Source organism: Lentzea albidocapillata subsp. violacea (assembly GCF_900100275.1).
GTDB lineage: Bacteria > Actinomycetota > Actinomycetes > Mycobacteriales > Pseudonocardiaceae > Lentzea > Lentzea violacea.
In genome coordinates, this window is the sequence record NZ_FNET01000007.1 from 257,085 (window position 1) to 270,315 (window position 13,231).

Here is a 13,231-nt window from a genome sequence, read left to right on the forward strand (position 1 = left end):
CCAGCAACACGTTGTCGATCGTGACGTCGTCGGTGGCCGCGGCGCGGTAGACGAGCCAGAGCGAGGTGGGCACGGCGATGAACGCCGCCGCCCGCAGGATCCGCAGTGGATCGGCGGGCAGCAGGAAGCGGGCGAGGTTCCAGCCCGCGACCACGAGCAGCAGGTGCGCGCCGCCGAGCAGTTTGAAGAAGCCGACGTGCGAGCCCACGATGAGCAGGATCGCCAACGCCCGCAGCACGATCGTGGTGTCGATCAGCGGGACCCGGCGGTGCCTGACGCGGAGCTCTTCCAGTGACGACACCGGCATCGTCGGCCAGCAGGACGGCAGATCGCCGAGCAACCGTTGCAGCTGAACGGTCATCTGGACATAGCGCAGCGAGTCGCCGCCGAGCGAGTTGAAGGTCGCGTCGGACGGCACCGACCGCAGACCGAGAACCGACCTGAACACCTCGCGCACGGAGTTCGAGTCGCTCCTGGACGGTGCCGCGACGGCCCGGTAGTCGACTTTGCCGTTGGACAGCAACGGAATGGAGGTCGCGGCGTAGGCGCGAACGGCGGTCGCGGGCAGGCCGGTCTGGGCGCGGATCAGCCTCGCCGCGCGGTCCGCGTCGCCGAGTACCGCGACAACCAGGCCGCTGTCGTCACCCGTACAGGCCGTGCGGAGGCCGTCGGCGGCGAGCGAGCGTTCGACCTGGTCCAGATCGACGCGCAGCCCGAACGGCTTCACGAACCGGTTCTTGCGGCCGGTCACCGAGAACAGGCCGTGGGACTCGACTCCCAGATCACCGGTTCGCAGCTCGAAGGTCGTACGCCCCAGTGCCAGGTCTTCAGGCGCGTGGGCGTAGCCGAGCATGACGTTGGGGCCGCTGTAGACGAGTTCACCGTCGTCGACGCGCAGCTTTCCGCCCGGGATCGCGACACCGATGGCGGACGGGTGAGAGGCGGCGAGTTCAGGCGGCAGGTAGGCCATGCGCGCGGTTGCCTCGGTCTGGCCGTACATCACGAAGAACCGCCAGCCGCGCGCGGCGCCGAGTTCGGCGTACCGGACCACGTCCGCGGGGGCCAGCCGGCCGCCGGCCTGCGTCACGTAGCGCAGACTCGGAAGGTCCATGGACTCGAAGCCGATGCCGTCCAGCAGCCCGAACGTGTGCGGCACTCCGTGCAGGCTCGTCACGCCCTGGGAACGCACGAGATCCCAGAACTCCGGCTCGATCACCGATCGTCCGGTGAGCACCAGCCCGGCGCCGCGCGCGAGGTTGCTGTTCACGACCGACAGGCCGTAGCAGTAGTGCAACGGCAAGGACGTGACGGCGCGGTCCGTCTCCCGGATGTCGAGGTACGAGCCGATCGAGGCGGCGTTCGCGGCGAGGTTGTCCGCGCTCAGCCGCACCAGCTTCGGTGACCCGGTCGTGCCGGACGTCGACAGCAGCAGCGCCAGCTCGGGGTGCAGCGCGTGCACGGTGCCCACATGCCGTTCCGTCCACGAGCCCGAGATCACCACATCCGGGTCGTAGGCGGAGGTCAGAGCGGGAATCTGCGCGGTGGACGCGAGCACGACCGGGTGCCTGCCGCGCAACGCGGCCAGGTAGGCCACGACCGAGTCGATGTCGTTCTCCGCGGCGAGCAGCACCAGCCGCCGCGTCGTGCCGAGCCGCTCCGCCGCCGAGGTCACCCGCTGGTCCAGCTCGTGATAGGTCAGCGCGCCGTCGGGTGTCACCAGGGCGAGCCGGTCACCGTGCTCCGCGAGACGATCAGCGAACCCGAGGTCCGCCGTGGCCGTCACGGCGTGCCCTCGAAGAACAGGGCGGACCCGTCGACCGACACGGAGACCGCGTCTCCGGCCCGCACCGAGATCCGGCCCTGCACGCGTGACCGAACCCGCGTCCCGTCGGCGAGCCGCAACAGAACCGTCGCGTCGTGCCCGTGGAACAGCACGTCGTCCACAATGGACGGAACACCGGTGCTGCCGAGGATCAGCTGCTCGGGCCGCAACAACACCGTGCCGGGACCGTCGCCGGACGTCGGCAAGGTCCCGAGCGGTGTCTCCACCAGGCCGGCGCGGGCGTCGCCGGCGAACGTCACCGCCTCGCCCACGAACAACGCCACCCCGAGATCGGCGGGCGAGGTGTAGATCGTCTGCGGTCGGGCGAACTGCGCCACGACGCCGTCTCGCAGCACCACCACGTGGTCCGCGATACCCAGTGCTTCTTCCTGGTCGTGCGTCACGAGCAACGCCGTAGCGCCAGCCGCCTTCAACGTCGCGCGCACGTCAGCCCTCAGCTCCTCGCGCAGACCGGCGTCCAACGCCGAGAACGGCTCGTCGAGCAGCACGACCTCAGGACGCGGTGCCAAAGCGCGGGCCAGCGCCACCCGCTGTGCCTGTCCACCGGAGAGCTGTGCGGGCATCCGCGAGCCGAATCCGCCCAGGCCCACCAGGTCGAGCAGCTCCTCGACCCGGTCACCGCGCTCACCCCGGCCGATCCCGAACCCGACGTTCCCCGCCACGCTCAGGTGCGGGAACAACGCGCCCTCCTGCGGCACGATCCCGATCCCGCGCCGCTCCGGCGGCACGTCGGAGGTCAGCTGCCGCTCGCCCAGCCACACCTCGCCCGAGGCGATCGGGTGGAAGCCGGCGAGGACCCGCAGCAGCGTCGTCTTGCCGCACCCGGAAGGCCCGAGCACGGCGAGCAACCCGCCTTCCGGCACCTCGAAGTCGACCTCGCGCAGCACGGGTTCTCCGCCGTAGCCCGCGACCAGTCGCTTCACCGTCAAGCCGCTCATCGCTCACCTCACCGAATCGTCTTGGCGCAGAAACCGGTCCAGCACCACCGCGGGAATCGCCGCCACCACGAGCAGCACCGCCGCATAGGGCGCTGCCGCGGCATAAGCGGCGACCTCGGTGCGGGTCCACAGCTCGGTCGCCAGGGTGTCGACGCCGGTCGGCCGCAGCAGCAACGTCGCCGGCAACTCCTTGGCACACGTCAGGAACACCAGCGCGGTGCCGGCCAGGATGCCCGGCGCGGACAGCGGCACGGTGACCCGCGACGCTGTCCGCCACCGCCCGTGACCGAGCGATCGCGAGACGTCCTCCAGCACCGGTGGTGCGTGCGCGACGCCGGTGCGCACGGCTCCCACGGCCAAGGGCAGGAACAGCACCGCGTACGCGAACGCCAGCATGGGGATGGTCTGGTACAGCGCCGGAGCGAACCTGATGCCGAAGAACACCAGCGCCAGCCCGACGGTGATGCCGGGCAGCGCGTGCCCCGCGAAGCTGGCGAGCTCGACCCCTCTGGCGAGCCGGCCCTGGTGCCGCGCCGCGAGGACTCCCACCGGCAGCGCCAGCAGCAGTGTCAGCACCGCGCCGAACGCCGACACCGCGACGGTGTTCCCGGTGGTCACCAGCAGGTCGGTCACCTCGAACGTCGAGGTGCCCGCCACCAGCCACCACACCAGGCTGACGACCGGCACCCCGAGCGTCAGCACGAGCAACGCCACGGTTCCGGCCAGCGCGGGCACCCGAGCCCGCCCCAGCGGCACGGTCAGCGGCTGACGACGCCCGCGCAGCGCGACCACCCCGCGCGCCCGGCGTTCGCCGATGGTCAACGCGACCGCCAGCACCACCAGGACCAGCCCGAGGATCGCGGCCGGCGTGCGGTCGAACGTCGCCCGGTAGCTCGTGTAGATGCCGAGCGTGAACGCCTCGTACCGCATCAGCGACACCGCGCCGAAGTCGCTCAGCACGTACAACGCCACCAGCAACCCGCCGGCGAGCGCGGCGGGCCGGACCTGCCTCAGCGTCACGGAGAGGAACACCTGACGACCGGTCCTGCCGAGCGACCTCGCGACCTCCTCCACCGCCGGATCGGCCGTGCGCAACGCGGCCGCGACCGGCAGCAGCACGTACGGGTACGACACCAGCGTCAGCACCACGAACGCACCCGCGAACCCGGTGAGCTGGGGCGCCACGGAGATCCAGGTGAACCCGGCGACGTACGACGGCACCGCGAGTGGCAGCACGAGCAGCACACCGAAAGCCCGTCGCCCGAACAGATCCGAGCGTGTCACGAGCCACGCGCTGAGCACGCCCAGCACGATGCACGCGGCCGTCACCGCCACCGCGAGCGAGAGGCTGCGCAGTGCCAGTTCCGCGGTCCGGGTCCGGGCCAGCACGTCCCACACGACACCACCGCCGCGTTCGAACGAACGCACGGCCAGGTACGCCAGTGGCAGCACGGCCGCCGCGGCGACGAGGAGCGAAAGCGTGGTGAGAGCTGGAGCGGCCCGGTGTCCGGGCCTCAGGACAACCCCGCTTCCTGCAACAGCTTCACCGTCTCCTGCAGCGACGACAGCTGGGAGAGGTCGATGTCGGGCGCCTGCAGGTCCGTGATCGGCGGCAACCGGTGCCTGCCCGGCTGCACGCCCGGATTGGCCGGGTACTCGGCGGTCACGTCGGCGAAGTGCCGCTGTGCCTGCTCGGACAGCAGGAACCGCACGGCCTTCTGCGCGGCCTCGCTCTGGTTGGACCCCTGGATCACCGCGACACCGGCCACGTTGACCAGTGAGAGCGGATCACCACCGCCGGACCGGTGCAGCCTGGCCTTGACGCCTGCCTCGCTCTTCTCCGCGACCATGGCGTACCAGTAGTAGTGGTTGATCAGTCCGAAGGGGAGCCGGCCGTCGTCGACCGCCTTGAGGATGCTGATGTTGTTGTCGAAGCGCTTCGGTTCGTTGGCGGCGAACTTCCTCAGCCAGTCCCTGGCGAAGTCCTCACCCTTGAGCACGCGCACCGACGTCACGAACGCCTGCCAGGACGCGTTGGTGGGCGCGTAGCCGACCTTGCCCTTCCACTTCGGGTCGACGACCTCCTCGATCGACCCGGGCAGCTCGTCCTCGTCGACCACCCGGGGGTCGAAGGCGATCACGCGGGCTCGTGCGCTCGTCGCCACCCAACGCCTGTCCCGCGCCCGGTAGTTCTCCGGCACCATGCCGAGCACGTCCGCTGGCAACTCGGCCAGCCTGCCCTGCGCCCCGACCGCGCCGAGCGCGCCGGCGTCCTGCGAGAAGAACAGGTCCGCCTCGGTGCCCTGGCCTTCTTCCAGCAGCTGCGCGGCCATTTCCCCGCTGCCGCCGTAGCGGACCTCGACGTCGATTCCGACGGCGTCCTCGAGCTGGTCCAGGAGGGCTCCGACCAATTGTTCGTTGCGGCCGGAGTAAATGATCAGGTCGTTTGCTGAACTGCAGGCGGTCAACGTCGACGCCAACAGTGCTGCCACCAGCGTCACGGTGCGTGCACGACACCTCACCAGCGGTCCTCCTCAGCTCACCCCCAGGTCAGAACGGGCGTCGACAAGGTAAAGCTAACCTAAGGCGCCAATCAAGACGTGGATGCCATTACGTGATGCGACGACGGACACATCACCTGTTCGGCCCGATATCTCGGAGAGTTCTTCCACGGCGCCGAATTGTGGTTGCGCATTCGACCACCTGTCCGCCAGGCGCTCGCTCACATCCCGCTGCCGCCCGCTTGATGCCTGCAATGTGCAAGAGGGCAATCGGGTGATACCGGCAAGCCTCCGCAGCCTTCGCGCCGAATAAACGCGGTCCTGTCCGTGTGGCGGCTGTCGCTCCGGACGGACGTTGAACCGAAGGGATGGAGCATGTCAGCACCCCCTCCCGCGCGTCGTCGACGACGCGCGGCGGTAAGTCTGATAGCAGTCGGGAGCATGGTGCTCGCGGCCGGTCTGATCGGCGGGTCCGGTCCGGCCGGGGCGTCGAGCCACCGTGAAGCGCCGTTGATCGCGGGTGATCCGGCGGTGGACAACACCGACGTCTACGCGTTCGTCAGTCCTGACCAGCCGGACACGGTGACGCTCGTGGCGAGCTGGTCGCCGTTCCAGGAACCGCACGGCGGGCCGAACTTCTACCCGTGGGCCACCGATGCCCGCTACGACATCAACATCGACAACGACGGTGATGCCAAGGCGGACCTGACCTACCGGTGGACCTTCCGCACCGAGGACCGCCGTGGCAAGTCGACGTTCCTGTACAACAACGGGCCGGTCACGTCGCTGGACGACGAGAACCTGCTGTTCCGGCAGACCTACAGGCTGGAACTGATCGACCGCGACGGCCGTGATCGCAAGCTGATCCGCTCGGGCAAGGTCGCGCCGTCCAACACCGGCCCGGCGTCGATGCCGGACTACGGCGCGCTGGTCGCCCAGGCGATCACCGACGTGCCCGGTGGCGGCAAGAGCTACGTCGGGCAGTCCGACGACCCGTTCTTCCTCGACCTGCGGGTGTTCGACCTGCTCTACGGCGGCAACCTGTCCGAGGTCGGCCAGGACACGCTGGGCGGCTACAACGTCAACACCATCGCGTTGCAGGTGCCCAAGTCGCAGCTGGCGCTCAAGGGTGACGCGACCCGCAACCCGGTCATCGGGGTGTGGAGCGACACCGAGCGGCAGTCGATGATCCTCACTCCGGGTGAGTCGCGGGCCGTCGGCCCGTTCGTGCAGGTCTCCCGTCTGGGCAACCCGCTGGTCAACGAGGTCGTCGTGCCGGCGGGCCTGAAGGACAAGTTCAACGCCCTGACGCCCGACCGCGACGGCAGGACGCCCGAGCTGGTCAACCGGGTCACCGACCCCGAGGTGCCCAAGCTGATCGAGGCGATCTACGGCCTGCCCGCCCCGGCGACGCCGCGCGACGACCTGGTGGAGATCTTCCTGACCGGCATCACCACCAAGCTGGGCGGGCCGATCAAGGCCGACCTGAACTCGCAGCTCAACAACGCCGACGTGAACCCGAAGCGGTTCACGCCGTCGGAACAGTTGCGGCTCAACACTTCCGTGCCGCCGGCGGCGTCGCCGAACCGGCTGGGTGTGCTCGGCGGTGACCTGCAGGGCTTCCCGAACGGGCGCCGGCTCACCGATGACGTGCTCGACATCGGTGTGCAGGCACTGCAAGGCGCCGCGGTGAGCGGCATCGTGCCCGCGCTCGCGGCCGGGGACAAGGTCAACGCCAACGACAGGGCGTTCGGCACCTCGTTCCCGTACGTGGCGCTGCCCAACAACACGGCGGTCAACTCCGGCGCCGCCGGTGCGGTGGCACCTGCCGCCGGTGGCGGTGGCGGTGGTCTGCCGGACGGGCTGATCCTCAACGGCGTCCTCGCGGCGTTGCTGATCGGCTCGGGCGTGTGGCTGCTGAATCGCCGTCCACTGCGGACCGCGGTCCCCGCGGTCGCATGACAGCGTGCCGGGGGACGGATGCATCCGTCCCCCGGCACGGTCCCGTGATCTGACACCGCAGCAACCCACGGAGCGCGCCATGAACCGCCGCAAGATCATCGCAACGCTGGCGATCACCGCCGGCGTCGCGTTGCTCGCCACGACCGCGACCGCGCTGAGCCGCGGTGACGACCCGCCGCCTGCCGGCCAGGGTGCCGCTGTCGTGCGCAGCGACGTGCAGCGCACCATCACCGCCGCCCAGGACCGGCTGCGGCGTGTCCCCGGCGACGCCGGCACGTGGGCACTGCTCGGCTCCGCCTACGTCGAGCAGGCTCGGATCACCGGCGACCCGGCCTACTACGGCAAGGCCCAGGGAGCGCTGGAGACGTCCCTGCGTCACCAGCCGGACGGAAACGGCCCTGCCCACCTGGGCCTCGGCGCCCTGGCCAACGCCCGGCACGACTTCGCCGCCGCCCGCGCACAGGCCGACCTCGCCCGGACCGCGTTGCCCGACACCGCCGAGGTCTACGGCGTGCTCGCCGACGCCCTCACCCAGCTCGGTGCGGCCGACGAGGCGCGAGCCGCCGTGCAGCGGATGCTCGACCTCGAACCCGGCGTGCCCGCGTTCACCCGCGCCGCCTACGACTTCGAACAACGCGGTGACGTCGACTCCGCCCGCCAGGCCCTCACCCGCGCACTCGACGCCTCCTCCTCGCCGGCCGGCACGGTGTTCTGCCGCTACCACCTCGGCGAACTGGCCTTCGACAACGGCGACCTCGACGAAGCCTCCGCCCAGTACGAGCGGGGCCTGCTGGTCGACCCACTCGACCCCGCCCTGCTGCAAGGACGCGCCAAGATCGCCGCCGCGCGAGGCAACCTGGACGACGCTCTCACCGGCTACGCCGATCTGGTGGCACGCGTGCCCTCACCGCAGTACCTGCACGAGCACGCCGTTCTCCTGCGGGCAGCGGGCCGCACCGAGGACGCCGCCCGCCAGTTCGACCTCCTCGCCCAGCAGGAGCGGCTGCTCGCCGCCGCGGGCAGCACCGACGACCTGGCCGCCTCCGTCGCCGCCGCCGACCGCGGCGATCCCGCGACCGCACTGGCCGCGGCCGAACGCGAATGGAACCGCCGGCAGCACCCGCTCGTGGCGGACGCACTGGCGTGGGCGCTGCACCTCGCCGGACGTGACGCCGAGGCTCTCCCTTACGCCGACCGCGCCGCCGCCACCGGCTGGCGCAACGCGACGTTCGCCTACCACCGAGGCATGATCCTGCGCGCACTCGGCCGCACCGCGGACGCAGCCGACGCGCTCGGCACGGCGCTGCGGACCAACCCGCACTTCTCACCCGTGGACGCCCCTGCCGCCCGAGCCGCGCTGGACGGCCTGAGGTGAAAGCACTGGCCGTGTTCGTCCTCGCCGCGCTGGCCATGCTGGCGCTCCCCGCGAGTGCGGGAGCCCACCCGCTGGGCAACTTCACCATCAACCACCACCACGCGATCACCGTCCACCCCGACCGCGTCGACCTCGTCTCGGTCATCGACCTCGCCGAGATCCCGACCCTGCAGGAACAGCCCGCTCGCCAGAACGACTACGCCGGCCGTGAGTGCGACAGCGTGCTCGACGCCGTTGATGTGACCGTCAACGGCACGCGCACGGCCGTGGCCCTCCGGTCGGCGTCGATCGAGTTCCCGCCCGGTGAAGCCGGACTGGCCACCACCCGCCTCACCTGCCGCCTCACCGCGCCCGCGGACCTCAGCTCCGCCGCCACCATCGACGTGCGCGACACCTACCGGCCAGGCCGCGTGGGCTGGCACGAGATGACCGCCACCGGCGACGGCATCGCGCTGCTCGACCCGCCCGTGCCGGCGACGAGCGCCAGTGACGAGCTCCGCGCCTATCCCGACGACCTGCTGTCCGATCCCCTCGACATCCGCGCGGTCAGCCTGCGCGTCGAACCCGGCGCCACTACAGCCTCGGACACCGCCGCGGCCCAGGGCGGCAGCACGTTGCTCGGTACGGCCACCCGCGCCTTCACCGACTTCGCCGGCAAGCAGGACCTCACTCCGTTGATCGGCGTGCTCGCGGTGCTGCTGTCGCTGCTGCTCGGTGCGTCCCACGCCGCGTTGCCCGGACACGGCAAGACCGTCATCGCCGCCTACCTCGCGGGCCGTGACGGCACTGCACGTGACGCTGTCGTCGTCGGCGCCACCGTCACCCTCACCCACACCCTCGGCGTGCTGCTCATAGGCCTGGCGATCAGCGTCTCCAGCGCCTTTGCCGGCGAGTCCCTGCTGCAGGTCCTCGGCGTCGCCAGCGGCGTACTCGTCACCGCCATCGGGGCGTTCCTGCTGCGCTCCGCGCTGCAGCGGCAACCCGTCGCCGTAGGGCATGGGCACGGCCACGGACATGGACATGGCCACGGGCATGGGCACCGTGTGGGTCGTGGCGGTCTGATCGGTATGGGCGTGGCGGGCGGCCTGGTGCCCAGCCCGTCGGCACTGGTCGTGTTGCTCGGTGCGATCGCCCTGGGCCGCACCTGGTTCGGTGTCCTGCTCGTCGTCGGCTATGGCCTCGGCATGGCCGCCACGCTCACCGCCGTCGGCCTGCTCCTGGTCCGCCTGCGCGACCGGCTGGCCGCCGTCGAACGCTTCCGAGACCGCTTCACCGCCCTGCCCGCGATCACCGCTGGGCTCGTCCTCGTCGTCGGCCTCGGACTCACCGCCCGAGCCCTGTTCGAATAGGAGGCGCGATGCGCGTCCCGATCCTGCTCCTGTGCGCCGCCACCGTTCTGGTCGCCTGCACCGGCACTCCCGACCCCGGACCGGTCTTCGACAACGAGAACGGCTCCGACCTCACCTGCCTGCGCCACCAAACCCAGCCGCCGGGCCCTCGCTACACCGACGAAGCGATGCGCAGCACCGGCGAAACCCTGTCGCTGTTGCGCTACTACACCGCGCACGGCCGCAAGCCCTTCTGCGACGGCCAGGCGTCCACCGACGTCGACAAACAGTGGGCCCAGCTCTACGTGACACTCGGCGCCGACCGCGCCAACGTGACCGCGTTGCTCGGCTGAGTACCTCGTCGATGTGACGCGCGCCTCACCCATCCGAGTGGGCCTCGGCTCCGAATAACCGTTCGGTCAGGTGACGAAGAGGAGCGCGATGCGGGAACGAGATCAGGCGCAGTCGACCCTCCCGCGTGGTTCGGCGGACCACGGGGAGCCGGTGGGCGTGGAGGACCTGTTGCTGCGGGTGGCACGTGGTGACGAGACGGCGTTCGAGCAGCTGTACGACCAGGTGTCGGGCATGGTCTTCGGGCTCGCGCGCCGGGTGCTGCGTGATCAGGCGCAGTCCGAGGAGGTGTTCCAGGAGGTCATGCTCGAGGTGTGGCGGACCGCCAGCCGGTTCGATCCGGACCGCGGCAAGGCCACGACCTGGATCCTCACCATGACGCACCGGCGTGCGGTCGACCGGGTGCGGTCCGCGCAGGCGGCGGCCAACCGGGACGAACGGGTCGCTCAGATGGGCGTGACGACTCCGTTCGACGAGGTCGTCGAACAGGTCACGGAACGCCTGGAACAGCGCAAGGTCCGGCGGTGCCTGTCGTCGCTGACCGATCTGCAGCGCGAGTCCGTGCTGCTGGCCTACTACCAGGGCTACAGCTATCCGGAGGTGTCCAGCCTGCTCGGCGTTCCGCTGGGCACGGTGAAGACCCGGATGCGCGACGGCCTGATCAGACTCAGGGACTGCTTGGGGGTGACGGTATGAGCTCGTCGTCAGATCTGCACACGCTGACTGGCGTTTATGCGATGAACGCCTTGTCCGACTCCGAACGCGCGGAGTTCGAAGCACACCTGCCGCGCTGTCCGTCGTGCGCCCAGGAAGTCGCCGAGCTGCAGGCCACCGCGGCCTCCCTCGGCACGGCGGCGGAGGTCGCCCCGCCGGCGCGACTGCGGGCACAGGTGCTGACGGGCGTCCAGGCCACGCGTCAGTTGCCGCCGGAGGCCACTGCTCCGGAAGCGGCTGTGTTCGTGCTCCCCACGCGGAACCGGTGGCTGGTCCGCACAAGCGTGCTCGCCGCTGCCGCCAGTGTGCTCGTCGCCGTCGTGGTCGGCGTTCAGGCCGTGCAGGCCCGCAGTGAGCTCGACGCGTTGGGTCAGTCGGCGGCCGGGAACAGCCAGGTTCTGGATCTGCTGAGAGCTCCCGACGCGAAGCTGCTGAGCGACTCGGGAACCGACGGCGGCCACGGAACCGTCGTGATGTCGCCGAGCCGCGGCAAGGCGGCGTTCCTCGCCGACGGGTTGCCGTCGCTGCCCGCGGACCGCGCGTACCAGCTGTGGGTCGTCGGACCGGATGGGCCGCGCTCGGCCGGGCTGCTGCAGGACAAGCCCGTGCTGGCCGACGACTTGGCTGATGCGCGGGCGTTCGCGTTGACCGTAGAACCGGACGGTGGCTCACGCGCCCCTACGACGACCCCGGTCGTCGCGATCTCCATGGCCTGACCCGCACACGACGCGACCCTGGCGGCCTGGTGGCTGCCGGGGTCGCGTCGTCTCCGCCGGTGTTCCTGATCATCCGAAGGTGAAGGAGAAGGCCTGGACGCCGGGCCGAGGGTTGCGGTGAGCGAGCCGCCCTGGATCGTCGGTGTGGCGAGGAGCCGGTAGGAGTTCGGGGTGCCGCCGACCTCGACGGTCCTGGTCTGCCCGTTGTCCTGGATCGTGACGGTTCCCTTGCCGGACAACACCATCCGGACTTCCCTGGCGCGGTTTCCGGAGTTCTCACGTCTGCCGGTCGTCCAGTTGCCGCAGGTGGATGCTCACGATCCCGTCAGAGGTGAAGATCGTGTGGTTCTCCGGCTCGCGGATGATGGCCACGATCACGGTGTCGGGGTTCAGCGGCCGTACCGCTCTCGTGATCAGGAAGGCGTTGAGGTCGTCCGGGACCGCGATGATGACGCGGTCGGCGATGTCTGCGGCGGCTTCGTCCAGCGCGCATCGGTCCCGCCCGTCCCCCAGGACCGCGGTGGCGCCGTTGGCCGAGGCCTCGGCGACGGCGAGGTAGTCGGTGTCGAGGACGGTCAGCCTTGCGTCCGGCTGCGATGCCAGCACCGAGTTCAGCGCGCGGCGTCCGGCATCGCCATATCCGATGACGAGGATGTGATCGGTCACGACCGGGATTCGGTGTGCCGCTCGAGCTGGATTGCGTCCGATTCAGCGAAGAACGATGGTGAGGACCGGAGACCCGGTCGGGCTCGGTGATCCACCAATAGGCTCCACCGTGAGAACGGCCTCGCCGATTCCGTTGATCCCGCTCACGAGCAGCGACGTCACGTCGCCCGCCGGACGCATGGTGCCCGCGGATCGTGGACCTTGGCCGTCCACCAGCCACAGCTGGTAGACCCGGTCACGCGGCAACGTGCGCAGGCCGTCTGCCAGGAAGAGCATCTCGTTGCGGCTAGGCGAGATCGCGGCGGTACCCGCCTGACCTTCCGCGCTGACGAGTCGCAGATCCGGCGCCGCCAGCAGATCACCGACGTGAGTACGCGCGGACACGGCCATCGGGGTCAGCGTCGAGGTGGTCAGTGCGCCGTGCACACCGGCCACCGCCGCGGCGGCCACACAGGCAGCGGAGATGAGGGCCGCCGCGCGCCGGAAACCTTGACGCCGTGAGAAAACCGCGACGTTCTCCGAGGCCGGCGGCACCTGCCGCACGTGCCGGATCGCGGCCAGTACCTGTGGCCGCAGGGAGTTCGGCTGCACGTGGTCGACGGCGTTGCCGAGGCGGGCCGCGGTCTCCCTCAGTTCGGCCGCTTCGTCCGCACAACCCCGGCACCTGTCCAGGTGTGCTTCGAACTCGGCTCGCTCGGCGTCGAGCAGCGCGCCGAGTGCGTGGGCACCGGTCAGCAGGTGCGGGTTGATCGCACGCGTCATTCCCGGTTTCACACCTGTACTTCGAAGCCGGTCGATGGACGGATTGCTGCATGCCGCGAGTGCCCGCACACGAGG

Annotated in this window: 11 protein-coding genes and 1 pseudogene; 6 read left to right on the top strand and 6 right to left on the bottom strand. The window is 70.4% G+C overall.

All coding sequences use genetic code 11. The features are described 5' to 3' along the window. Positions 1-343 precede the first annotated feature (343 nt). From BLR21_RS43810 to BLR21_RS18440, 4 genes and pseudogenes are all read right to left on the bottom strand, one after another. Positions 344-1,783, bottom strand: a pseudogene (locus BLR21_RS43810) (non-ribosomal peptide synthetase); the annotation flags it as partial. Next, positions 1,780-2,781, bottom strand: coding sequence for an ABC transporter ATP-binding protein (locus tag BLR21_RS18430; RefSeq protein WP_090007040.1), 1,002 nt, complete (start codon positions 2,779-2,781; stop codon positions 1,780-1,782). The pseudogene BLR21_RS43810 and the gene BLR21_RS18430, both read right to left, overlap by 4 nt. Before the next feature lie 3 nt (positions 2,782-2,784). Next, entirely contained in the window at positions 2,785-4,233 is a 1,449-nt protein-coding gene (locus BLR21_RS18435; protein ID WP_090007041.1) for an ABC transporter permease, read from the bottom strand. Between the two features lie 62 nt (positions 4,234-4,295). Then, the gene (locus BLR21_RS18440; protein WP_256334765.1) at positions 4,296-5,273 is read right to left on the bottom strand and encodes an iron ABC transporter substrate-binding protein; all 978 of its coding nucleotides are present in this window, start codon (positions 5,271-5,273) and stop codon (positions 4,296-4,298) included. Between the two features lie 450 nt (positions 5,274-5,723). Between BLR21_RS18440 and BLR21_RS18445 the strand changes: the two genes are divergently transcribed. From BLR21_RS18445 to BLR21_RS18470, 6 genes are all read left to right on the top strand, one after another. Beyond that, complete coding sequence (locus tag BLR21_RS18445; RefSeq protein ID WP_256334766.1) at positions 5,724-7,244, top strand: DUF4331 domain-containing protein; 1,521 nt, start codon at positions 5,724-5,726, stop codon at positions 7,242-7,244. Positions 7,245-7,323: 79 nt separating this feature from the next. Then, the gene (locus tag BLR21_RS18450; protein ID WP_090007044.1) at positions 7,324-8,619 is read left to right on the top strand and encodes a tetratricopeptide repeat protein; all 1,296 of its coding nucleotides are present in this window, start codon (positions 7,324-7,326) and stop codon (positions 8,617-8,619) included. Then, positions 8,616-9,968 carry a nickel/cobalt transporter gene (locus tag BLR21_RS18455; RefSeq protein WP_256334767.1) on the top strand — a complete coding sequence of 451 codons (1,353 nt, stop codon included), beginning with the start codon at positions 8,616-8,618 and terminating at the stop codon, positions 9,966-9,968. The genes BLR21_RS18450 and BLR21_RS18455 overlap by 4 nt, the downstream gene beginning before the upstream one ends. Before the next feature lie 8 nt (positions 9,969-9,976). Next, positions 9,977-10,300: a hypothetical protein gene (locus BLR21_RS18460; protein ID WP_090007045.1), complete on the top strand. Its 324-nt coding sequence runs from the start codon at positions 9,977-9,979 to the stop codon at positions 10,298-10,300. A gap of 88 nt (positions 10,301-10,388) precedes the next feature. Beyond that, positions 10,389-10,994 (top strand): sigma-70 family RNA polymerase sigma factor, encoded by a 606-nt coding sequence (locus BLR21_RS18465; protein ID WP_090007046.1) that lies wholly within the window; start codon positions 10,389-10,391, stop codon positions 10,992-10,994. Next, on the top strand, positions 10,991-11,728 hold the full coding sequence (locus tag BLR21_RS18470; protein WP_090007047.1) for an anti-sigma factor: 738 nt from the start codon (positions 10,991-10,993) through the stop codon (positions 11,726-11,728). The genes BLR21_RS18465 and BLR21_RS18470 overlap by 4 nt, the downstream gene beginning before the upstream one ends. A gap of 276 nt (positions 11,729-12,004) precedes the next feature. On the opposite strand, the gene BLR21_RS18475 is transcribed toward BLR21_RS18470, so the two are convergent. After that, positions 12,005-12,394 (bottom strand): NAD(P)-binding protein, encoded by a 390-nt coding sequence (locus BLR21_RS18475; protein ID WP_176929689.1) that lies wholly within the window; start codon positions 12,392-12,394, stop codon positions 12,005-12,007. A gap of 42 nt (positions 12,395-12,436) precedes the next feature. After that, a complete protein-coding gene (locus BLR21_RS18480) occupies positions 12,437-13,156 on the bottom strand; it encodes an anti-sigma factor (RefSeq protein ID WP_090007049.1) in 720 nt (239 codons plus the stop codon). Positions 13,157-13,231 lie beyond the last annotated feature (75 nt).

Coding starts and splice junctions, on each gene's coding strand:
- BLR21_RS18465 (WP_090007046.1), top strand. CDS start 10,389: ATGCGGGAACGAGATCAGGCGCAGTCGACCCTCCCGCGTGGTTCGGCG.
- BLR21_RS18460 (WP_090007045.1), top strand. CDS start 9,977: ATGCGCGTCCCGATCCTGCTCCTGTGCGCCGCCACCGTTCTGGTCGCC.
- BLR21_RS18470 (WP_090007047.1), top strand. CDS start 10,991: ATGAGCTCGTCGTCAGATCTGCACACGCTGACTGGCGTTTATGCGATG.
- BLR21_RS18450 (WP_090007044.1), top strand. CDS start 7,324: ATGAACCGCCGCAAGATCATCGCAACGCTGGCGATCACCGCCGGCGTC.
- BLR21_RS18480 (WP_090007049.1), bottom strand. CDS start 13,156: ATGACGCGTGCGATCAACCCGCACCTGCTGACCGGTGCCCACGCACTC.
- BLR21_RS18445 (WP_256334766.1), top strand. CDS start 5,724: ATGGTGCTCGCGGCCGGTCTGATCGGCGGGTCCGGTCCGGCCGGGGCG.
- BLR21_RS18430 (WP_090007040.1), bottom strand. CDS start 2,781: ATGAGCGGCTTGACGGTGAAGCGACTGGTCGCGGGCTACGGCGGAGAA.